This window comes from Bradyrhizobium sp. JR4.3, assembly GCF_040547695.1.
GTDB lineage: Bacteria > Pseudomonadota > Alphaproteobacteria > Rhizobiales > Xanthobacteraceae > Bradyrhizobium > Bradyrhizobium canariense.
The window spans coordinates 41,926-61,771 of record NZ_JBEPQF010000020.1; the positions used below are offsets into that span (position 1 = coordinate 41,926).

A 19,846-nucleotide genomic window follows, 5' to 3' on the forward strand; every position below is an offset into this window, starting at 1 on the left:
ACCAGTCTCAGGCCGCTCGTTTGAACGCCTCCTGGGCGGCCTGGTTGGCGCGATCGAAGCTGGTCCGCGTTTCGGCCAGAGCCACCATCAGGGCGGACCACGACTGCGCTCCGGCGTGGCTTAGCTTCTGGAGTTTTCCCTCCGCCTCGGCCGCCTCGGCCTTCATGCGCTTCACGGCCTCGTCTAAATCGGCCCGACGCTCTGCAGCAAACTGCTTCCCATCGCTGGCGATCTTGTCGGCCGCTTCGCGCCAGGCGTTCAGTTGGGCTGCGGCCTGAACCTCGAAAGCGGCCCGCTGCTGTTCGACCCGCTTGCTGAAGCCATCGACGTATTTCGCCACATCGGCCTCGAACGCCTTCCAATCCGATTCCAGTTTTCCCTTGGCGGCAACGAAGGCCGCTTCGTTCGCCTCGGCGTGCTTCTTCACCGTAATTCGGAACTCACTTTGCTTGGCCCGAAGGTCGGCGCGAAGTTCGTCGGCCTTGGCTCGAAGCTCCGCCTGCACCTCCCCCGCTTTGCCATCGAGAAAGGTGAGCGTGGCTTCCATTTCGTCGAGCCGCTCCTTAGCCCAGGACTGAAAGTTCGCTTGCGTGCTCATCGCTCGTCTCCATCGGTTTCACTGACGCGATCAGCGTACGCATCCTGCGCCTGCTGCACTTTGACCAGGATCAACTAGCCTCGCCGCTCCGGCATCCATCCCCGGCGCACTGGCGCGACGCGCCGGTTCGCAAACGCCGCGCCGATGCAGGGTCTGAGCGGTTTCGGAGCAAAATCCCGGACCTTGCTTCCTACCCGTTTCGCTGCGCGGTCCAATATCCCGAGCAGCGCCCGCCCGCTGCGTGGCCACTCCAGCTCCCGCGACCGGCGTCTCGCGTCAACCTCCCGGACCCTGCTGCGTATTTGTCGTGGACCGTAACCGAGGCGTGAACCGCGCCCGAACGTCCGACGTGCCCGGCAAACTTCACCAGATTGGGATGCGTGACGAAGCCGTCGTTTATGTTCACGGTAAAGCTGTAGGTCGGATCACAGCTGCCGCGCTGCGTGACGAAAAGGAGATCCCAGGATCCATCGTAAGAGGTTCGGGCCTCGGCGGCCGTCGCCATGGTAAGGCACGCACAGCCGACGACACTCGCGATTAGTCGCTTGTTCATGATCTTCTCTCCACATGAGTTGTTGATGTTGGCACTAAGAGGTCGTAGGTCGGAGCATCGGCGCTTGATCAAGCGCAGGTGTTCGCGAAAATTCTTTTGCGATCAGCCTCTCGGTCTCTGACGTTTTCTGCGGGCTATGCGGCGGTCCAACCGCCGTCGACGGAAAGGTTGGCGCCGGTGATCTGGGCGGCGTCCTGGCTGCACAGGAACAGCGCCAGCGAAGCCACCTGTTCCACCGTGACGAATTCCTTCGTCGGCTGGGCCGCGAGCAGGACCTCGCTGATCACCTCGTCCCTCCTCATGTTGCGCGCCACCATCGTGTTCGGGATCTGCTTCTCGACTAGCGGTGTCCAGACGTATCCGGGGCTGATGCAGTTGCAGGTGATCTTGGACCGGGCGAGCTCCAGCGCCACCGTCTTGGTGAGTCCCACGATGCCGTGCTTGGCCGCGACGTAGGCCGACTTGAAGGGCGAAGCGACGATCGAATGCGCCGAGGCCGTGGTGATGATCCGGCCCCAACCGCGCTTCTTCATGCCGGGCACCGCTGCACGGATGGCGTGGAAGGCGGACGACAGGTTGATCCCGATGATCGCATTCCACTTGTCGACCGGAAAATCCTCCACAGGGGCGACGTGCTGGACGCCCGCATTGTTCACGAGGACATCGACGCTGCCGAAGGTGCTTTCCGCCAGCGCGATGAGCTCGGCGATCTGGTCCGGGCTGTCCATGTCCGCAGCCGAATAGGCCGCCTTGACGCCAAATTCCCTCTCGATCGCAGAGCGCTCGTTCTCGACATCGGCCCGCGCCCCCATTCCATTGAGCACGACGTTGGCCCCGGCGCCCGCGAAAGCACGAGCATACGCGAGACCGATGCCGCTGGTGGAGCCGGTCACGACTGCGACTTTACCTTTCAGAATACTCATTTGGCCTTTCCTTGTTTGATCCGTGAGGATGTTGCGGCTCGCAGCCGCGGTGTTTCCGGACCTACGCAGTCCGTCGAGACTGTCACTCAGGTGACCAGGGCTCTCTCGTAGCGCCCGACGGGACGTCGGCCCGGCTGCTGCAGATAGTCGTGGACGACCTTGCCCAATCCCAGCGTAAGGTCTGCACGGATGTGGACCGCGGACACGATCTCGAGCACCGGCAAATCGGACACCGGAGCGAGGGCGTGAGGCATCAAGGAGAGCGCGGCGGGTCCGGTCCACGCGCCTTTCAAGACAAGCTGCTCGAGGTGGTATTCGACGAGCTCGCAGATCCGCGGGCTGCCGTCGACGTGCGGAATGATCTTGAGCAGGAAGTTCGGCTCCTGCAGAGCGGCCTTGACCTGCGCCAGGTCGGCCTCGCGGTGCTTGTATCCCATCGTGCCGGTCGCCACCCGCAGCGGACCGTAATCGAGCGTGCCGATGAGCGTATCGAGTTCGGTCCGCAACGTCGGTTGGCCGAGCTTTTTCGGAAAGCCCCAGAGCTCCCGGCCGCCCGCGATCGGTCCCTCATCGTTCAGGAACATGCAGTGGGTGTAGCCGCCCTTGCGACCGCGGAACGACACAGGGATGACCTGGCCGCTCTCGGTATAGTCGCCGAAACCGTTGGAATCCGGCATGCGGATGAATTCGTACTTGACCAGCGCTTCGTGCTCGTCGAGTTCAAGCGGAGCCGGGACGACCGATCGCAGCTTCGCCGGATCGGTTCGATAGGTGATGATCAGGTACTCCCGGTCGACGAAACGATACGGTCCCGGCGGATATGCCGGATTCGTCAGCGGCATGGCGAACGCACGCCTCACGACTTCACTCTCGCGCATTTGAATTGTCCTGTGACTGGGAAGAGCCGGCCTATTCGCGACCGTCGTGCTCAAGATCGAACGTGGAGACGCCGTCCGCACTCGTCGGGCGGGCCAGCACCTCGGGATGCCGAAGGGTGCGCAAGGCGTCGTGATAGCCGGCGCGCCAATGATCCTGCATCGACAGACGGGAAAACTCGTAGTCCTTGGAGTGGCCTTCGTAGTCCCGCGCGCGATAGATCAGGTGGACCAGGCTGTGCACGTTGTTAGAGGCAGCGGTCCTGAGCAGCTTGACGTCCTCCTGATCGCGCAGGTCTTCCGGCAGCCTGCTCAAGAGAGCCGCCAGGTCTCGCTGCAACCGATGCAGGCTCTTGAACTGGTCCGTGCTCGCCCGCGTGCGACTGGAGTATTGGATCTCCTTCTGACGAGTGATCACTTCCGCCATGTTGCCCGGGATCTGGCCGCGCGCGCTCCAGAGGTCGACCTGAAACACAAGCGTGTCCTGACGGGCGCCGCACTCGATCACCCACTGCAACGGAGTGTTGGATACGAGGCCGCCATCCCAATATTGTTCGCCATCGATTTCGACCGCCGGAAACCCCGGCGGCAGCGCTCCACTCGCCAGGATGTGCTCCGGCCGGATGGTATGGGTGGCAGTGTCGAAATAGACCATATTGCCGGTCCTCACGTTCACGGCCCCTGCGCTGAACCGCGTCAGACCGGCGTTGATGCGATCGAAATCGACCAGGCGCTCCAGCGTCGTCTTCAGCGCCCTGGTGTCGTAGATGCTGGTGGCTGCAAGCGTTCCACCCGCTTGCAGCCACGGCGCGAACGGCCGCGCGGAAAAAAATCCGTTCGCCCCGAACACCGCCGCAAAGCCCGCATTCACCTGATTGAGAAAATTGCGGTTGTGATCGCCGTTCATCAGATCGGTGAACGGCGCGTCCAGCGTCACCTGCGTCCAAAATTCGCGAAGCCGGTCGACCCGGGCGTTCGGCGGATTGCCGGCGATGATCGCGGCATTGATCGCCCCGATCGAAATGCCCGCGATCCAGTCGGGATGGATGTCGGCTTCGGCCAAGGCCTCGTAGACGCCTCCCTGGTAGGCCCCCAAGGCGCCGCCGCCCTGCAACAGCAGGGCGATGCAATCGAACGGCAGACGCCGGTCGGCGGTCGCGAGGTTTTGTCGAGGCTGAAAGTTCATGGTTCTTGCCCTTGATTTGCGGTTGTTCAAGCCAGCGGCTCGTCCGGCCGACCGGACCCGCACAGCTAATCGTTTAATGAAATATACGGTATAGTTTATTAAGTAGTCAAGACGATCGCGTTCACATCCGCGTGCTGCGGTTGATGTGTCCCGGCTACGGAGCCGTCGGCCACCGCGGATGTTTCATGGTCGAGATCACGCCGGCAACGATCGGCGCCTGGCGCGATCAACCTGTCCGCCGCGTTCCATGCCATCCGTGCCGCGGTGCCCGGCATGAAGAAGCGCGGCTGGGGCCGGATTATCAGCACGGCTTCGGCGATTCGCGCGTCGCCTCGCCGTTCAAGTCAGCCCACGTCGCGGCCAAGCACGGAATCGCTGGCAAGAGCCTCGCGCTGGAGCTTGCATGACGTTTGTGCAGTTGCCGCCAGGCGCGGCCCTATGGCAAGCAGCAGATGGCAGCTCAATTGCGGGTGTGCAAAGTTGATTTTGTCAGGAAACCTCTTTGCGGTTCCGAGCGCAACCGCTCGCGTACCGGCGGGTGAAATTGCCAAGGTCCAGGCTTTCGGGCGCGCAAGGCTTCCCCAGCAAGTAGCCCTGTAGCTGGTGGACACCTTCGTGTCTCAGGTATTCAAGCTGTTCCGGAGTCTCCACGCCTTCAGCCGTCACTTCCACGCCTAAGCCGTGCGCCAAGGTCATGATCGAGGCAACGACCGCCCTGTTCGCTGACTTGGTCAGAATGTCTTTCGTGAAAGATCTGTCGATTTTGACCTTGTCGAACGGAAACGAGACGAACGAGGCCAGCGAGGCATACCCCACCCCGAAGTCATCCAGCGCGATCGAAATGCCGATGCTCTTGAGCTGGCGGAACAGGAGAAGATTTTCATGCTTCTCCTGCAAGAGCATCGATTCGGTAATTTCCAGCTCGAGCCGATGCGGGGGCAGACCGGTCTCCAAGAGCACGCCGAGCACGACCTCGAAGAGGGTTGCACCTCGAAACTGGGCGGCCGAAAGATTCACGGCGACCCTGACATCGTCGGGCCAAGACAAAGCATCAGTGCAGGCGCGCTTAAGTATCCAGCGGCCGAGTGGTTGCATTAGTCCTGTTTCTTCCGCGATTCCGATGAACAGGTCCGGAAACAGCAACCCATCCGTTGGATGTTGCCATCGGACGAGCGCCTCCATCCCGTGGAGGCGAAGCGACTTGGAATCGAGGATCGGCTGGTAATGCAACTGGAATTCGTCACGCTTCAGCGCCGCACGGAGATCATTTACCAGTTGGTTGCGTGACATCGCCCGTCGGCTCATGTTTTCCTCGAAGAACTGGAAGCCGTTTCGGCCCTCGGCCTTGCCGCGTAGAGCGCAAGGTCCGCCTTGTGCAGCAGCTCGGAGGGTGTAAGCCCATCGGCGGGCGCAAGCGAAATTCCGATGCTGGCACCGACCGAGATCTCTTGCGTCTGAACGGCGAAAGGCTTCGCCATGGCATCGAGCAGATCGACACCCAACATCATGGCTCTCTCACGTTGATCCGAGGAGCCCATTTGCACAATCGCAAATTCATCTCCACCCAAGCGGGCGATGAGATCGCCAGGCGAAGCAAGGCGCCCCAGGCGCTCGCTAACCTCTTTCAAAAGAACGTCGCCTGCGGCGTGGCCAAGCGTATCGTTCACGACCTTGAAACCGTCAAGGTCGAGCATGTAGACCGTCAACGTTTTTTCTTCCTGTTGCGATCGGGCGATGCGTTCCGCCAGCTCCTCCATGAGCGCGGCCCGATTGAGCAGGCCGGTCAGCGCATCGTGCCGCGCAGCATAATATATCTGCGCCTCGGCCTTCTTTCTGGCCGTGACGTCGATCCGGATCGCCATGTATGCAATCGGCTTCCCTTCCGGGCCGAGTTGCGGGGTGATGACCGTGTCAACCCAGTAGAGCTCGCCACCCTTCGACCTGTTGCAGAGCTCGCCGCGCCAGACGTCCCCCCGCGCGATGCACCGGTACATCTCGCGAAAAACCTGCCGCGAGTGCAGTCCAGATTTCAGCATGCGGTGGTTGCTTCCGAGCAATTCCGTCCGCGAGTAGCCGCTGATTTGGCAAAACCTGTCGTTTGCATAAGTGATGGTGCCGCGCAGATCTGTAACTGCGACGATGACGGCCTGGTCAAGTGCATATTGCTTTTCAAGCAATTCCTGTCGCGCCTGCTCGGCACGCATTTCGGCAATTCGGAGTTCGGTGATGTCCCTGTGCCTTTCGACCAGTCCGCCATCGGGCATCGGGTGCATCTCAACGGCGATTAAGGTGCCGCTGCGAAGCTGGTAGCTCGCGTTGAAGGGCAGGCGGTCCTTGATCGCGGCAATACACTGGGCCAAGTGATCGGCCCCCGTCACCTCGCCACTGACCCGGGCAAGCCTATTCTTCAAGATCTCGTAGACCGATAGTCCAGGTCGGGCCTGGCTTTCAGCTAAGCCATACATGTTCCGGTGATGCTCGTTGGCAATCACCAGTCGAAGCTGATTGTCGAAGATGCAGAGGCCATGAGAGCTGCTTTCGATGGCGGTGCGCAGCAGGGCCTGCCAATCCATTTCTGCGGCATAATTTTGGATCGGTTCTTCCGGGCTTGTTCGATACGCAGTGGTGGTATTGTTGGTGCGCTGGTCTGGAGATGAACTCTTCATGCTACTTGTACCTACACATGCTTCGCACCAAGACAGTGTTCACAATTCCCGCTTACATCGATTGCCGGCCGGAAGGCTAAGCCGCGCGGATGACCGCGAGAAACTGCTCCACTTCAGAGCGAACTGCTTCGGCTTGGCCCGACAGTTCATCCGATGCCTGCAGCAGCCCGCTCGCCGTCATCCGCGTGTCCGTTGCCGCCTGGCTCACGCCGGAGATGTTGCCGGACACCTCCTGCGTGCCGCGGGCGGCCTGTTGGATGTTTCGCGCGATCTCAGCCGTCGCAACCCCTTGTTCCTCGACGGCCGCCGCGATCATCGTTGCGATTTCGCTCACCGAGCCAATCGTCCCCCCAATGTCCTGAATCGCCCCAACTGACTCCTTGGTTGCGCCCTGGATCGCCTGGATCTGCGCGCCAATTTCGCCCGTCGCCTTCGCAGTCTGCTCCGCAAGCGCTTTGACCTCAGATGCAACGACTGCGAAGCCGCGTCCGGCTTCGCCGGCCCGCGCAGCCTCGATGGTCGCATTGAGGGCGAGCAGATTGGTTTGTCCGGCAATCGAGCTGATCAGTTCGACGACATCGCCGATCCGCTGGGCCGCTTTGGCGAGCCCCTGAATGGTCGTGCCGGAGCGAGCAGCCTGGTCCACTGCTGCCTGCGCGATCCGCGTAGACTCCGACACTTGCCGACTGATCTCCTTGATCGACGAGGTGAGCTGCTCCGTCGAAGCCGCAACCGCCTGCACATTTGCGGACGCCTCTTCGGACGCTGCCGCGACAGCGGTCGACTGCTGGGTCGACTGCGAGGCGCTCGAAGCCAATGCGTTTGCGGCGCTTTGTAAATTCCTCGCCGATCCGCTGACCGTATCCAGTACCGTCCTTATTCTTCCATCAAAGCTCTGGATGGCGGTGGACACCTTCTCCTGCCTCTTCTCGCGCTCGGCGAGCATGGCTTCCTGGTAGACGGAAATCGCAATTTCCATATCGAGCATGACCGCACAATTCACTGCGGCAAGCAGTTCCGAAAGATGGCCCGTTTGCCAGCGATAGCGCCGAACGGCCAGCGCAACAAGCTTGCTCAGAACAAAGTTGTAGGCCCCGATATACCAGCGCGGCTCAAGGCCAATCCTGTTGTGGACCATACCGATGGTACGAACACCTTGCATATACTCGTGGTCGAAACGGCCGTTGAACAGCCGCGCCCAATGCGTCCCCTGGGCTTTCTTCAATCGAGGAATGTTGTCGCCGATCAAGATCGCGAGCTGGCGCTCCCCACCGACATGGCGATAGAAGCCCTCAAGGATATCCGGCAGCGCTGGTTCGGCAATCTTCCAGAATTCGCGAAGCAGCTCGCCGGTTCGGGCGGTGATGCCCATGAAGCGCATCCTTGCTTCCCGATCCTGCTCTGCGTTATTGGGAGCTAATGCAGCGGCTGAGGACATCGTATGGGCTCCTTGAAATGATCTGAGTTGCAGAAATTCAGTCAGAGCGTGCGAACAGTTGCTCGCCAGCGGTTCGACCGCGAAAATTGAGATCAACTTGAAGCGATTGCAGAACAATAGTGCGAGCCAGCTAACCTTCCGTTAGGCAAACTTGGCCGCATACCTTGGGCAGACTGCGCCATCTGGCCGCGCGCGTTGAGCAGCTTTGGTGATCAACAGCCAGATTGGCTCACATGTGGTTCGGATCGAACGATACCCGGCCGAAATTGCCGAGACACAAGCGTCGAGCAACCAATTTAGCGGGGCCGAACGCCAGGTTTACCAGCCTCGGGAAAGATGAATTCGACTCCGGCTTCCGAAAGAGCGGCTTCGATTGACGCGAGCGCCGGGTCGATTTGCGGCAAAGTCGCGTCCGTCTCCTCGAGGCGCCGTATAGTCGCTCGCGTAATTCCCGCAGCGTGCGCCAGGTCCATCACAGACCATCGAACCAGTCCTCGTGCTGCTCTGATTTGTGCGCCGGTGATGCATTGACTTCCGTCTTTCGCTCGCGCCCGCTCCAGATCAACACTGATCCCAAGCCATTCTTTGATCTGGCCGCCATCATCCAGGAGAGGGAGACCTGTTGATCGCTTCCATTTGAAGCCGCCGTCGGACCGACGAATCCGATGCACCACCTCATAGCTGCGCTTTTCCCTGCCAGCTTCCTCTTGAGCCCTTATGACCCTTTGCCTGTCATCAGGATGAACGATTTCGAGCCACCCGGACTCCAGCGAAACCGCGTTGAGGCCCCCACTCTGATCGCAATTGATGACCTGATAAATCCGGCCATCGGACTTGGCGCTCCACACCACGGCCCCGGTCGCCTTGACGAGGGCCTGATAGCGTTCGTCTGCGACCCGAAGCGTGTTCAGCTGATCCTCTCTGACAGTGATGTCAGTGCATACTCCAAGTGCCTTTTCGGAGCGGCCTTCTGAGTCGACAAAAATGATGATCTGGCAATAGATCCAGACGATATTGCCGCCCGGACGGATGACGCGAAACTTGCGTCTGATCGTGGAGGCCTTCTTGATGATGCGCTCAACTTCGGCCTGCTGAGCTCGATCTTCCGGATGCGTCACCTGAAGTATCGCTGCGAAAGACGGAGAGAGCTTCCCTGGCTCCACGCCCAGAAGATCATAGTACCCCCGGGACCACCGCATCTCGGTACTACGCAGATTCCAGCTCCAGAACCCGCATCGCAACTCACGTTCGATAACGCCGAAAGTCTCTTCGGCCCCCTCTCGCAGGAGGTTCAACATTTCTTGCTCTTGTCTCATGGTTGGCGCGCAAAGTACCGAACTTGGGAGGCTTGTCCAGCGCCCCTGAGTGCATCGATCCGGACCGCCAATGGCCCTCGCGGTTAACCGTGCACGGTAAAGAGAGGTGCTCGGAAGCACAAATCACGTCGAAAGTTGCGACGCGAAGAACGCGCCAGAGCCGTTCCTCATTTCAGCTAGTTGCAGACGAGAGTGCGGCTGTGGCGGCTGTAGACGTAATAGCAGTCGTTATCGGAATAGTACGAGCTCGAGCCGCCATAGGCATAGCCGGCGTAAGCGCCGGCGCCATACGCCGCGCTGCGACCGTATCGGGGTCCGCCATAGCGGCCATAGCCGCCGAAACGGTTGTAGGTGATGGATGTGCCGCGAACCGCACTTGTCAGCGCCGGGCTGCGACCCGTCGCTGCGACGGCGCCCCGCGAGGCGGGTCCGGCACCAAAACGATGCGCCGCACCGCCCAGCGCGGCGCGTGGTGCGCTGCCTGGCACGATCGGAGGACGGCCCGCGAATGCCCGGGGTCCTCCGGCTGCCAGCGGAGACGGTCCGCCGGCCGCAATCGGCGGAGGCCCCGCGATGGGCGGCGGCGGAGGGAACTGCGCGAACGCGGCGTGCGTCGACAGCGTCAATGTTGCGAGCGTCGCGGTGAGCGACAGCATCAGTGTCATTCGTTTCATGGCGTTCTCTCTCTCAGGACTGTGTTTCGAGGACCGGCGTCGGCTTGGACGCGGGAACGGATGCCGGCGTCGGCGCCTCCGGACGCCGGGTGTCGTGCGCAGGCGCGGCGGGCTCCTCCGCGGATGTTTCATGGTCGAGATCGGGCTGAATGCGGAACCAGGCCACATACAGCGCCGGCAGGAACAACAGCGTCAGCAGCGTGCCGACGATGATGCCGCCCATCATCGCGTAGGCCATCGGGCCCCAGAAGATCTCGCGCGCGATCGGAATCAGAGCGAGACTTGCGGCGGCGGCCGTCAGCAGAATCGGCCGCATGCGATGCTCGGTCGCCTCCACCACGGCGTTCCAGGCTGGGCGCCCCTCCTTCCTGAGGTCCTCAATCTGCACAATCAGGATCACGGAGTTGCGCACCAGAATGCCGATCAGGGCGAGAACGCCGAGGATGGCGACGAAGCCGAGGGGCGCTCCGCTCGGCAACAGAGCCATGACGACGCCGATCACGGCGAGCGGGGCGACCGCGAACACCAGGAACAGGCGATGGAAGCTCTGCAGCTGAATCATCAGCACCGTCGCCATGACGAACAGCATGAGCGGAACGATGGCCACGATCGGCGCCTGGCTCTTGGCGCTCTCCTCCACCGAGCCGCCGATATTCACCGAGTACCCCGCCGGCAGCTCCTTCGTGAACTCCGCCACCTTCGGCGCGAGCTGATCGACCACGGTCTTGGGCTGCGCGCTGCCGACGATGCCCGCCTTCAACGTGATGGTCGGGATCCGCGCGCGCCGCCAGATCGTCGGCTGCTCGAGCTCGTAACGCAGGTTGGCCACGGCCCCGAGGGGCACGGACTGACCACCGACGCCCGTCAACTGCAGATCGCGCAGAGTGTCGATGGACGCTCGTTCCGCCGCGGTCGCCCGTCCGGTGACATTGACCAGGTAGATGCTGTCGCGCACCTGGGTGATCGGCGTGCCCTCGAGCACCGAATTCAGCGTAGTGGCGATGTCCTCCGAGGTCACGCCGAGTTGGCGCGCCTTGTCCTGGAGAACGTCCACCTTGACGACGCGAGCCGGCTCCATCCAGTCGAACACGACGTTGCCCAGACCGGGGCTGCTCCGGACGATCCCGGCAAGCTTCTGGGAAAGATCCCGCAGCTTGGCGATGTCAGGCCCGCTCAAGCGGTACTGCACGGGACGCCCGACCGGAGGGCCGACCTCGAGCAGCTTGACGTAGGTGTCGGTGCCGGGGAACGTCTTCTTCAGGTAGGACTCGAACTGCGCCTTGACCTGGTCGCGCGCCTTGATGCCGCCCTTGGTCACGACCACCATCTGGCCGAACCAGGTGTTGGCCGTCTGCACGTCGAAAGACAGGACGAAACGCGGCGAGCCGGTCCCGACATAGGTCGACCAGTGATCGACCGAATGGTTGTCCTGAAGCTGTTCGCGCTCGAATCGCGCCATCTGCACGTTGGTGTCGGCGATGGAGGCGTTCTGCGGCAAATTCCAGTCGATCACGAGCTCGGCGCGGTCCGAGGACGGGAAGAACTGTTGCTGCACGAATTGAAGACCGAACAAGGCGACAAGGAAGGCTGCGGCCGTCACCGAGATGGTGGTCCAGCGATGATGCATGCAGAACAGGAGCAGACGCGCAAACAACTGCGCCACGCGGCCCTTCTCTCCATGATGGCCCTTCATTTTGGCGGGCAGGATCGTGACCCCGAGCAGCGGCGTGAACAGCACCGCGACGATCCAGGACACGATTAGGGAGACTGCGATCACCACGAACAGCGTGAAGGTGAACTCGCCGGCATTGCTGCTGTTGAGCCCGATCGGGATGAACCCGGCCACCGTGACCAGCGTGCCCGTCAGCATCGGAAACGCGGTGGACGTATAGACGTGGGTCGCGGCCTTCTCCAGGGGCTCGCCGATCTCTAGCCGCGCCACCATCATTTCGACGGCTATCATGGCGTCGTCGACCAGCAGGCCCAGCGCGATGATCAGCGCGCCAAGCGAAATCCGCTGGAGCGAGATCCCGGCATAGGCCATCACGACGAAGGTGATGGCGAGCACCAGCGGGATCGCGACGGCGACCACCAGGCCTGCGCGCAAGCCCAGGCTGAGAAAGCTGATGCCGAGCACGATGATCACGGCCTCGAACAGCGCTTCCGTGAAGCCGGAGACGGCATGCTCGACGATGACGGGCTGATCGGCGACCTGGTGAACGCCGACGCCGATCGGCAGGTCGGCGACGATCCTGGTCATTTCCTCCTTCAGCGCCTCGCCGAAGTGAAGCAGGTTGGCGCCGGACTTCATGCCGATGGCAAGCGCGATCGCAGGCTCGCCGTTGTACCTGAACAACGTCTTGGCCGGATCCTCATAGCCGCGCGTGATGGTTGCGACGTCGGTCAGGGGAAAGAAGCGGTCGTTGATGCGGAGGTTGACCGCCTTCAGGCTTGCCTCCGAGGTGAACTGGCCGTTCACCCGCACGCTGATCCGCTCCGGCCCTTCCTGGAACACACCGGAGGGCGCGACCGCATTCTGCCCCTGCAGCGAGGCCATGATGGCGTGGACATCGAGGCCAAGGGCCGCGATCTTCCGGGTCGAGAATTCGAGATAGATCACCTCGTCCTGCGCACCGAGAATGTCGACCTTGCCGACGTCCGGCACGGTCAGCACCTTGGCGCGGATGTCTTCGACGTGATCGCGCAGCTGACGCTGGCTCAAGCCGTCGCTGGTGAACGCATAGATGTTGCCGAACACGTCGCCGAAGCGGTCGTTGAAGCCCGGCCCGATCACCCCTTGCGGAAACTCGCCCTTGATGTCCGCGATCATGTTGCGGACCCGGATCCAGGTCGGCTTCACGTCGGCGGCCTTGGTGGTGTCGCGCAGATAGACGAAGACGGTGGTCTGGCCGGCGACGGTGACGCTCTTGGTGTAGTCGAGCGATTCCAGCTCCTCGAGCTTCTTCTCGATCCTGTCGGTGACCTGCCGGGTCATCTCCGCGGGCGAGGCACCCGGCCACTGCGCCTGGATCACCATGGTTTTGATGGTGAAGTCGGGGTCTTCCTGCCGGCCCAGCTGAAGGTACGCAAACAGGCCCGCCGCCATGAAGGCGATCATGAAATACCAGACGAGCGAACGATGACCGAGCGCCCAGTCGGAGAGGTTGAACGACTTCATGGCTTCTGATCCTGTTCGATGCGGACTTGCTGTCCTTGCTTGAGGCTGTGGATTCCGGCGGTGACGACGCGGGCGCCGGGGGCAACACCGTCGACGATCCGGGCACCGGTTAGATCGGCAACGACGTCGACCTTTTGCAGCGAGGCCGTGTTGGCGGGCTGATCGACGACCCAGACGAAATTTGCGCCGTCCTTGGCGAACAGTGCCGAGGCAGGCACGTGCAGGGCCCGGGGTTGAGTCCTGTCGAGCTTGGCGGTCACCGTCGCGCCCAGCCGAAAGCTGTCGGGCGGATTGTCCAGGGCAATGCGGACGCGCCTCAGTCGGGTGACCGCGTCAGCTTGGGGCGCAATCTCCCGGACGGTCCCTCGCACCTGAACAGCGGGCAGAAGCTGCAGGCCGACCGTGAATGGCAGACCGACCTCGAGCGGCAGCGGAAAGTCCTCGCCGAGATCGACAACAGCTTCGCGAACATCCGGCCTTGCGATCGTCACCACGGTTTGACCAGGAGACACCACCTGGCCGACTTCCGCCCCGATTGCGGTGACCACGCCGGCGAAGTCGGCCTTGATCTGCGAATAGCCGAGCTGCTCCATCGCCTTGGTCAGATTTGCCTGTTCGCGCGCTACCGTTGCTTCGCCGCCGGCGCGCGCCTGCTCGGCATTGTCCAGGGTCTGCTTCGTGGTGGCGTCGGTGGTGATGAGCGTCCGCTGCCGTTCCTCCGTCGCTCGAACCGTCGCGAACTGCGCCTCGGCCTTGGCAAGCTGTCCTTTGGCGGCGCGAACGGCGAGTTCGAGGGCCGTCGCGTCGATGGTGCCGATCGTCTGCCCCTCATTGACGAGATCACCGACGTAGACGGGACGGCTCGTCAGGCGTCCCAGCACGCGGAACCCGAGATTGGTCTTGTAGCGCGGCTCGATAACGCCCACTGCGACCATATCGGCGGAATGATCGGCTTCGAGAAGCATCGATTGGACGGGACGCGTCGGCTCAGGCGCGTTCGCTTCCTGCTGACATCCGGCAAGCGCAAGCGCGCATGCCAGCGCGCCCGCCATAGTCACGGGGCTCGTCATGAGTGATCTCCTTCGTAAGTCACGGGCTGGCCCACGCTCAGGAGCTTGCCACCGTCCACCACCACTCGCTCGCCCGGCTCGAGACCCGCCTTGATCAACACTTCGCCGGCCTCGTACCCACCGACGATCACCGGCTTCAGGGAGGCGATCCGCGTCGCCGGATCGACGGTCCAGACCGCGGGTCTGTTGCCCGCCGCCATCAAGGCGTTCCATGGCAGGGCGACCTGCCGCTCGGCCTTCACTTTCACCGTTCCCGCGACGGCGCTTCCAAGCGTCATCGTGGGGGGCGGAGCCTTGATCGCCACCTTCACCCGAATGGTCGAACTCCTCGGATCGACGGCCGGAGAGATCTCTCGAACCTCGCCGTTCGCGGTCACGCCCGAGTCGGCCACCAGCCTCAACGAAACGTCGCCGCCGTCGGCATTTCCAAGAAACATCGACTCGTACACATCGAAGACCGCGTCCCGTTCGCCGTCTTGCGCCAGCGAAAAGACCGGCTGCGCCGCCTGTACGACTTGACCGGTTTCGAGGTTGCGGGAGGTGACGACGCCGTCTGCCTCGGCCCGCAGCGCGGTGTAGCCGAGGGCGTCTTTCGACGTCCCCAGCAACGCTCGCGCCGATTCAAGCGCACCTTCAGCGGTTCGCAATCCTTCCTGCGCCTGGTCGTAGGCCGTGCGCGTGGTGAAGCCGCTTGCGATCAGCGACTTCTGGCGCTCGAAAGTCGTCTTCGCCACACGTAGCTGGGCTTCGGCCGCCAGCACTGCGGCCGTCGCGGCATCGACATCGGCCTCCTGCTCGGCCGGGTCGAGCAGTGCCAGCACCTCGCCCGCCTCGACGTGGGTCCCGACTTCGACGAAGCGCGCGATCACACGTCCGCTGACACGGAACGACAGATCGGCGCGGAAGCGAGGCTGGACCTCCCCGGTCAAGGTGAGGGAGGCTTGCCGATCCTTCGGCTGCACGATTTCCGTGCGCACGAAGGCGGCGCGGGCAGCGGGAGCGGCCGCGTGATCGTCGCAGCCTGCGAGCGCGGCGGCGACGAGCGCGAGCGTCAGTCCGCCGATGGGCTTCACCAAGCGCTTCTCACGGACGAATTTCGGACAGGGAGGTTTCATAGCGCGACCATGCGGTTGGGGGATGAGAACAGCTGACCCAAGGCATCGGACGGTTTCGGATCCGGCTTGGCTGCAACGGGATGATTGGCCTGGTGCGAGACGGCAGCAGGCGGAGGAAGAGCCGCGGTGTCGGCCGACTTGGCCTTGACGGGCCGCGTCAACCTCATGCGCCGCGTCGCCATCCCCCAATTCGTCTGCCGCTCTCGCTCGGTCAGCGGAAACGAGAGAACGACCGACGTGAACTCGCTGCCGAAACCCTGCTCGATCCGACCGCCCAGACTCCTCGCCAGGTCGTTGTCGGTCCGAACGCGCCGTCCGGCATCCGACCGCACGGAACGCGAGCCGTTGTCCAGCACGACGCAGTTCACCAGTGCGCCGCGACGGGTCAGCTTGACCTTGATCTCACCGGCACGCGCATCGAAACAGGCGTGTTTGGCCGCCGTCGCGATCAGGTCATGGACGATCAGACCCAGCCGCCAGCACCGCTCCGACTGAAGGGGGACGCACTCGGTGTCGAAGATCAGCTGAATCCTCATGCCGTCCAGTCGGGACCGGCGCATCGCGCAGCCCAACTTATGGACGTGCGCTGCGGCATCGATGAGGGCTTCGCCCTGAGGCCGCGCGAGCATCAGATGCACTTCGGCATGTCCGTGCAGCAGGGAGGCCACATCGTTCAAGGCGGCCTTCGCTTCGGCCCCTTCGGCCCGGATGATCGCAGCCGAGACCAGATCGAGCGCCGAGGCGACGCCGTCCGCGACCCTGTGGTGCGATTCCCGCAACAGGACGCCTTCCGGCAGACGATGCAAATCTTGGCTCAAAACCGGCACTGCGTTCTCCTGGAGTGGATCGGATGATCGGCCGCGGCGCGCAGGCTTTTGCGGCCCCGATCACCCGTAGGCGCTGCAAAGCGTTAATCAAACTATACCGTATATTTTCTTTTTCTTGCCTTTCGGCGGCGCCTATGTCAAGTGCCATCTGCGTACGCACAGACTCGTGAATGGGAGAACGTCGATGACGAAGAAGACCACCCCGAAACGGGGCCGACCGGCGAAGGAATTCGCCGGCGACGTCCAGGCCCGGATCCTCGATGCGGCCCAGCAGCTTTTTCTCGACAAGGGCTACCGCAGCGCCAGCATCGACGACATTTCCGAACTGGCCCCTGCGAGCAAGCCGACGATCTACGCGCATTTCCAGGGCAAGGAGGCGCTGTTCGCGGCCGTGGTGGCCCGGACCATCAGCGGCCTGTCGGATTTCGAAAACTTCGAGCCCGAGGGCCGCACCCTGCAGGACAAGCTCATGAGCCTGGGCACCGCGATCGTGGAGAAGGTAATCGAAGAATCGCTGGGGATGGTTCGCGCCACGATCGCGGAAGCGCAGCGTTTCCCGGAGCTGAGCCGCAACGTCCACGACGCCGCGCGGGACCGCTCCGTGGGTGCCATTTCTCAGCTGCTGAACGAGACAACCCAGAAGGTCGCGCGCGCGCCAAAAGGACCCTTCACGGGCAAGCGCAGCATCGCCACCGCTCAGATCTTCCTGGATCTGATCCTGCTCCCGATGCTTTTCCGTTCACTGGTGGGAGAAACGCCGAAAGACCTGCGACGGGAGTTGCCGTCTTTCGTGCGGGAACGCGTCCGGTTTTTCCTCTCGGCGTGCGAGGCGGATTGGACGCCTTGAACCGCACCTTCGCCAGCCGCTAGGCCCGGCACGTCGCGCGGTAGTGCAGCGGCTGGCCGGCGACCTGCGCCGGCGCGGCGCTGCGGAGCGCGCCCGAGCAGAAGCTCATCATCTCGTCGAAGGCCGCCCTACCAGCCGTCGTTCTCATGCGCGACGGATCGAGGTATGCACCCATTGCCTCGCACGTGCAGCGGGCCAGCGCCGTCGGGCATCCTGCCCGGAATTCGCCACTCGCCTGCCCGGCCGCGATGATCGACCCGACGAGGCCGCGGACCCTCTCGCCGTAGGATAAGACGACCGGCCAATTCGCTTGTCCTGCGGCAACCACCAGTTCGTGCAGCCTCGAATCGTGCGCCAGCCTATGTTCATGCCGCTGGCAGATCGTCCAAAAAGCGGCCTCCAGGCGCCCTTCGCCCGAGACATCACTGCGGGCCTCGATTCCCGCGCCGGCGCACACCTCGCCGAGGAGTCCAGCCACCACGGCCTCCTCCACCGCCTGGCGGGAAGGAAAGAACCGGTAGATATTTGCCGGGGACATCGAGGCGCTGCGGGCGATGTCCGCAACGGTCGTCTTCCGATAGCCGATGGCCCGGTACAGTCGAATGGCGGCCTTCACGATTCTTTCGTGAGGGCACGGCGATCCGCCCGGGGATGCCTGGGTCTGGTTCATCTCCGGCCTCAATGCGGCGGAATCGCCTGCACCTCGCGCCGGCACGCCTCGCCGAATTCACGCAGCGGATCCATCTCCTCGAGGAAGCCCGGCAGGTCGACGAACGACGTATTCGGTGCAAGGTAGGTCTCGATGATCAGCCGTCCCGCCCGCTCTGCGGCATGGACCACCTCGTCGTCGGACAGTATCCGCATACGTCCGATCAGCGCATACAAATTCACCAGTGCCGGAATCTCCGATTTGTCGCTGGTCAGCGCGTCCGCATAGAGCCGGGACGCCTCCTCGATGAAGCATCGATACAGCTTTTCACGTTTGACGAACGCGTGAGCATGATGGCGTTCGCGTACCCTCCGACGGCGGGTCGCCCACCCCGTCACGATCGTGGAAATCGCTCCGAAGGCCGAGCCTCCGAACGCGGCGAAAGCGGGGAAATAGATCGTGTTCATGCGATCACTCCTCATCTTTTGCGCCGCGATGCCGGCGCGCTTCCATCGTTCTGATCGAGGCTGCGGCGGCGGCTGCCTGGTCGAAGACGGCTCCGCAAGCTTCGCTCAGGTCCGACCTTCTTTGCCGGAGACAGGCTTCCACACCGGTGGGGTCGGGAATGTAGCCGATGCACAGGCGAAACGCGTCAGGCGCGCAGGCGGCCCTCTGCTCGGCCGTGCCGCGGTCCTCCTGCGCGAACGCCGCACTGGCCACTGAAATTAACGTCGCACCGACGAGCACCGCTCGCTTCCTAAACATATCCGATCCCTTTCACCGGTTGAGTCATTCGACCGCGCATCGCAGGACCCGAAGCCCCGCGGCCGAGCAGCGCGAACACGCGCTTGTGAGTCTCTGCACTTGACACTTTCGCGCCCCATGCGGTATGCGAAATATACGGTATAGTTTATTTAATGGTGGAACGATGTCAAGCCTGCTGTTGACGCTCGCAAGGGAAAATCCCTGGCCCGGAATTGCACTCGCATCTCTCAACTTCATGGTGGCCTTGTCGCTCGTGGGCATGAGCCTGCTGCTGACGGTGACCATCGGGGCACTCGCCTGGCTTCACGAGCTTGCCGACCGGGAGCCCGCGCCGCTGCGATGTGGCGAGCCGACCGGGCTCCGGATGCCTTCGACGACGCTCGGTTGCACCCCACGACAATCCTGGCGGAAATTCTGACATGCTCGGCGTGATCGAAGTCTTCGACGTCATGCACCCGGATCCGGCCACCGGCCATCCAGTGTGGACCGGCCTCACGGGCACGCGCACAGCCCTCAAGCGGGACGGGCACGAGATCGATCCGAAAGCCATGGCCTATTGCCCGGTCGAATGGATCGACGAGCGCGGGTATCTCGATGCCCAGCTCGCGCGCCGGCATCCGCGACCCTGGGGCATCTGACAATGAGAAGGTCTCGTGCCATGTCCAGGATCGAGCTGCCATGAGCAGGCAATCCATGCTGTCACGAAGTGCGAGCGGCCTCGTCGAACCGGAGCTACCCCTGCGGGGCTATTTTCTCTGGGTTGGAGGCGCGCTGCTCTTGCTGCTTCTGGCAGCCGGTTGGACGCTGCCTGCTCCTGCGCCGAGTCCACTCACGGACTCGCGTTCTGCGCTGCCGCCGATCCGGATCCGCTCCGACACCAAGGCACCGGAGGCGGTCGTCATCGATACCAGCGGGTTCGAACTGCACGCGAGGGCTGCCGAGCATGACATCGCTGCCGAAGCTCCATCCCGGCTGGCCGAAACTCACCTCGAAAGTAGCGACGAAACTCCGACGCAGCCGACTGATCTGCGCCTTCGGCAAAGCCTGGCGCAATCGGAGCCGGACGTTCACGACCACGCAGGCCAAACCGCCAGTCGAGAGGAGATCGGAGCGCGAGAGCGCAAACTCGCTCGCGCGCATCCCGTAAAGCGGCGGCACGCTCCGCA

The 19,846-nt window shown here is 62.9% G+C and carries 20 protein-coding genes and 1 pseudogene; 4 read left to right on the forward strand and 17 right to left on the reverse strand.

Going from position 1 to position 19,846, the window contains the following annotated elements; all coding sequences use genetic code 11:
* Positions 1 to 7: 7 nt before the first annotated feature.
* From ABIB91_RS27175 to ABIB91_RS27195, 5 genes are all read right to left on the reverse strand, one after another.
* Positions 8 to 598: a hypothetical protein gene (locus ABIB91_RS27175; protein ID WP_354168808.1), complete on the reverse strand. Its 591-nt coding sequence runs from the start codon at positions 596 to 598 to the stop codon at positions 8 to 10.
* Between the two features lie 190 nt (positions 599 to 788).
* Entirely contained in the window at positions 789 to 1,151 is a 363-nt protein-coding gene (locus ABIB91_RS27180; RefSeq protein ID WP_354168810.1) for a hypothetical protein, read from the reverse strand.
* 134 nt (positions 1,152 to 1,285) lie between these two features.
* A complete protein-coding gene (locus ABIB91_RS27185) occupies positions 1,286 to 2,074 on the reverse strand; it encodes a 3-hydroxybutyrate dehydrogenase (RefSeq protein WP_354168812.1) in 789 nt (262 codons plus the stop codon).
* 86 nt (positions 2,075 to 2,160) lie between these two features.
* Positions 2,161 to 2,952 (reverse strand): acetoacetate decarboxylase, encoded by a 792-nt coding sequence (locus ABIB91_RS27190; protein ID WP_354168814.1) that lies wholly within the window; start codon positions 2,950 to 2,952, stop codon positions 2,161 to 2,163.
* Positions 2,953 to 2,983: 31 nt separating this feature from the next.
* Complete coding sequence (locus tag ABIB91_RS27195; protein ID WP_354168816.1) at positions 2,984 to 4,135, reverse strand: DUF3734 domain-containing protein; 1,152 nt, start codon at positions 4,133 to 4,135, stop codon at positions 2,984 to 2,986.
* 222 nt (positions 4,136 to 4,357) lie between these two features.
* On the opposite strand from ABIB91_RS27195, the pseudogene ABIB91_RS27200 reads away from it, so the two are divergent.
* Positions 4,358 to 4,539: pseudogene (locus tag ABIB91_RS27200) on the forward strand (SDR family NAD(P)-dependent oxidoreductase); the annotation flags it as partial.
* Between the two features lie 85 nt (positions 4,540 to 4,624).
* Here ABIB91_RS27200 and ABIB91_RS27205 read toward each other — a convergent pair.
* The 9 genes from ABIB91_RS27205 to ABIB91_RS27245 all read right to left on the reverse strand — a co-directional run bounded on the left by ABIB91_RS27205 (position 4,625) and on the right by ABIB91_RS27245 (position 16,398).
* Positions 4,625 to 5,440, reverse strand: a complete 816-nt coding sequence (locus ABIB91_RS27205; RefSeq protein WP_354168818.1) for a putative bifunctional diguanylate cyclase/phosphodiesterase — start codon at positions 5,438 to 5,440, stop codon at positions 4,625 to 4,627.
* On the reverse strand, positions 5,437 to 6,801 hold the full coding sequence (locus ABIB91_RS27210) for a diguanylate cyclase domain-containing protein (RefSeq protein WP_354168820.1): 1,365 nt from the start codon (positions 6,799 to 6,801) through the stop codon (positions 5,437 to 5,439). Before ABIB91_RS27210 ends, ABIB91_RS27205 begins: the two co-directional genes overlap by 4 nt.
* Before the next feature lie 76 nt (positions 6,802 to 6,877).
* Positions 6,878 to 8,239: a protoglobin domain-containing protein gene (locus ABIB91_RS27215; protein ID WP_354168822.1), complete on the reverse strand. Its 1,362-nt coding sequence runs from the start codon at positions 8,237 to 8,239 to the stop codon at positions 6,878 to 6,880.
* Positions 8,240 to 8,535: 296 nt separating this feature from the next.
* On the reverse strand, positions 8,536 to 9,537 hold the full coding sequence (locus tag ABIB91_RS27220; RefSeq protein ID WP_354168824.1) for a PAS domain-containing protein: 1,002 nt from the start codon (positions 9,535 to 9,537) through the stop codon (positions 8,536 to 8,538).
* Between the two features lie 194 nt (positions 9,538 to 9,731).
* The gene (locus ABIB91_RS27225) at positions 9,732 to 10,229 is read right to left on the reverse strand and encodes a hypothetical protein (RefSeq protein WP_354168826.1); all 498 of its coding nucleotides are present in this window, start codon (positions 10,227 to 10,229) and stop codon (positions 9,732 to 9,734) included.
* Positions 10,230 to 10,242: 13 nt separating this feature from the next.
* Entirely contained in the window at positions 10,243 to 13,407 is a 3,165-nt protein-coding gene (locus ABIB91_RS27230; protein WP_354168828.1) for an efflux RND transporter permease subunit, read from the reverse strand.
* Positions 13,404 to 14,477 carry an efflux RND transporter periplasmic adaptor subunit gene (locus tag ABIB91_RS27235; protein ID WP_354168830.1) on the reverse strand — a complete coding sequence of 358 codons (1,074 nt, stop codon included), beginning with the start codon at positions 14,475 to 14,477 and terminating at the stop codon, positions 13,404 to 13,406. The genes ABIB91_RS27230 and ABIB91_RS27235 overlap by 4 nt, the downstream gene beginning before the upstream one ends.
* Positions 14,474 to 15,592 carry an efflux RND transporter periplasmic adaptor subunit gene (locus ABIB91_RS27240; RefSeq protein ID WP_502917020.1) on the reverse strand — a complete coding sequence of 373 codons (1,119 nt, stop codon included), beginning with the start codon at positions 15,590 to 15,592 and terminating at the stop codon, positions 14,474 to 14,476. Before ABIB91_RS27240 ends, ABIB91_RS27235 begins: the two co-directional genes overlap by 4 nt.
* Positions 15,589 to 16,398, reverse strand: a complete 810-nt coding sequence (locus ABIB91_RS27245) for a sensor histidine kinase family protein (RefSeq protein WP_354168832.1) — start codon at positions 16,396 to 16,398, stop codon at positions 15,589 to 15,591. Before ABIB91_RS27245 ends, ABIB91_RS27240 begins: the two co-directional genes overlap by 4 nt.
* A 205-nt stretch (positions 16,399 to 16,603) precedes the next feature.
* Here ABIB91_RS27245 and ABIB91_RS27250 point away from each other — a divergent pair, with 205 nt between their 5' ends.
* Positions 16,604 to 17,266, forward strand: coding sequence for a TetR/AcrR family transcriptional regulator (locus ABIB91_RS27250; RefSeq protein ID WP_354126279.1), 663 nt, complete (start codon positions 16,604 to 16,606; stop codon positions 17,264 to 17,266).
* Between the two features lie 19 nt (positions 17,267 to 17,285).
* Here the strand turns inward: ABIB91_RS27250 and ABIB91_RS27255 are convergent, their stop codons facing one another.
* From ABIB91_RS27255 to ABIB91_RS27265, 3 genes are all read right to left on the reverse strand, one after another.
* Positions 17,286 to 17,882: a TetR/AcrR family transcriptional regulator gene (locus ABIB91_RS27255; protein WP_354168835.1), complete on the reverse strand. Its 597-nt coding sequence runs from the start codon at positions 17,880 to 17,882 to the stop codon at positions 17,286 to 17,288.
* Between the two features lie 62 nt (positions 17,883 to 17,944).
* Positions 17,945 to 18,382, reverse strand: coding sequence for a hypothetical protein (locus ABIB91_RS27260; protein ID WP_245289054.1), 438 nt, complete (start codon positions 18,380 to 18,382; stop codon positions 17,945 to 17,947).
* 4 nt (positions 18,383 to 18,386) lie between these two features.
* A complete protein-coding gene (locus tag ABIB91_RS27265) occupies positions 18,387 to 18,662 on the reverse strand; it encodes a hypothetical protein (RefSeq protein WP_473405622.1) in 276 nt (91 codons plus the stop codon).
* A 181-nt stretch (positions 18,663 to 18,843) separates the two neighbouring features.
* Here ABIB91_RS27265 and ABIB91_RS27270 point away from each other — a divergent pair, with 181 nt between their 5' ends.
* Both ABIB91_RS27270 and ABIB91_RS27275 read left to right on the forward strand, forming a co-directional pair.
* A complete protein-coding gene (locus ABIB91_RS27270) occupies positions 18,844 to 19,098 on the forward strand; it encodes a hypothetical protein (RefSeq protein WP_183259299.1) in 255 nt (84 codons plus the stop codon).
* 1 nt (position 19,099) lies between these two features.
* The gene (locus tag ABIB91_RS27275; RefSeq protein WP_183259300.1) at positions 19,100 to 19,318 is read left to right on the forward strand and encodes a hypothetical protein; all 219 of its coding nucleotides are present in this window, start codon (positions 19,100 to 19,102) and stop codon (positions 19,316 to 19,318) included.
* The last annotated feature ends 528 nt before the right edge of the window (positions 19,319 to 19,846 follow it).

What these genes read in the sequence shown, in the direction of transcription:
- ABIB91_RS27175 (WP_354168808.1), bottom strand. Translation starts at nt 598, where the DNA reads ATGAGCACGCAAGCGAACTTTCAGTCCTGGGCTAAGGAGCGGCTCGAC.
- ABIB91_RS27180 (WP_354168810.1), bottom strand. Translation starts at nt 1,151, where the DNA reads ATGAACAAGCGACTAATCGCGAGTGTCGTCGGCTGTGCGTGCCTTACC.
- ABIB91_RS27185 (WP_354168812.1), bottom strand. Translation starts at nt 2,074, where the DNA reads ATGAGTATTCTGAAAGGTAAAGTCGCAGTCGTGACCGGCTCCACCAGC.
- ABIB91_RS27190 (WP_354168814.1), bottom strand. Translation starts at nt 2,952, where the DNA reads ATGCGCGAGAGTGAAGTCGTGAGGCGTGCGTTCGCCATGCCGCTGACG.
- ABIB91_RS27195 (WP_354168816.1), bottom strand. Translation starts at nt 4,135, where the DNA reads ATGAACTTTCAGCCTCGACAAAACCTCGCGACCGCCGACCGGCGTCTG.
- ABIB91_RS27205 (WP_354168818.1), bottom strand. Translation starts at nt 5,440, where the DNA reads ATGAGCCGACGGGCGATGTCACGCAACCAACTGGTAAATGATCTCCGT.
- ABIB91_RS27210 (WP_354168820.1), bottom strand. Translation starts at nt 6,801, where the DNA reads ATGAAGAGTTCATCTCCAGACCAGCGCACCAACAATACCACCACTGCG.
- ABIB91_RS27215 (WP_354168822.1), bottom strand. Translation starts at nt 8,239, where the DNA reads ATGTCCTCAGCCGCTGCATTAGCTCCCAATAACGCAGAGCAGGATCGG.
- ABIB91_RS27220 (WP_354168824.1), bottom strand. Translation starts at nt 9,537, where the DNA reads ATGTTGAACCTCCTGCGAGAGGGGGCCGAAGAGACTTTCGGCGTTATC.
- ABIB91_RS27225 (WP_354168826.1), bottom strand. Translation starts at nt 10,229, where the DNA reads ATGAAACGAATGACACTGATGCTGTCGCTCACCGCGACGCTCGCAACA.
- ABIB91_RS27230 (WP_354168828.1), bottom strand. Translation starts at nt 13,407, where the DNA reads ATGAAGTCGTTCAACCTCTCCGACTGGGCGCTCGGTCATCGTTCGCTC.
- ABIB91_RS27235 (WP_354168830.1), bottom strand. Translation starts at nt 14,477, where the DNA reads ATGACGAGCCCCGTGACTATGGCGGGCGCGCTGGCATGCGCGCTTGCG.
- ABIB91_RS27240 (WP_502917020.1), bottom strand. Translation starts at nt 15,592, where the DNA reads ATGAAACCTCCCTGTCCGAAATTCGTCCGTGAGAAGCGCTTGGTGAAG.
- ABIB91_RS27250 (WP_354126279.1), top strand. Translation starts at nt 16,604, where the DNA reads ATGACGAAGAAGACCACCCCGAAACGGGGCCGACCGGCGAAGGAATTC.
- ABIB91_RS27260 (WP_245289054.1), bottom strand. Translation starts at nt 18,382, where the DNA reads ATGAACACGATCTATTTCCCCGCTTTCGCCGCGTTCGGAGGCTCGGCC.
- ABIB91_RS27270 (WP_183259299.1), top strand. Translation starts at nt 18,844, where the DNA reads ATGTCAAGCCTGCTGTTGACGCTCGCAAGGGAAAATCCCTGGCCCGGA.
- ABIB91_RS27275 (WP_183259300.1), top strand. Translation starts at nt 19,100, where the DNA reads ATGCTCGGCGTGATCGAAGTCTTCGACGTCATGCACCCGGATCCGGCC.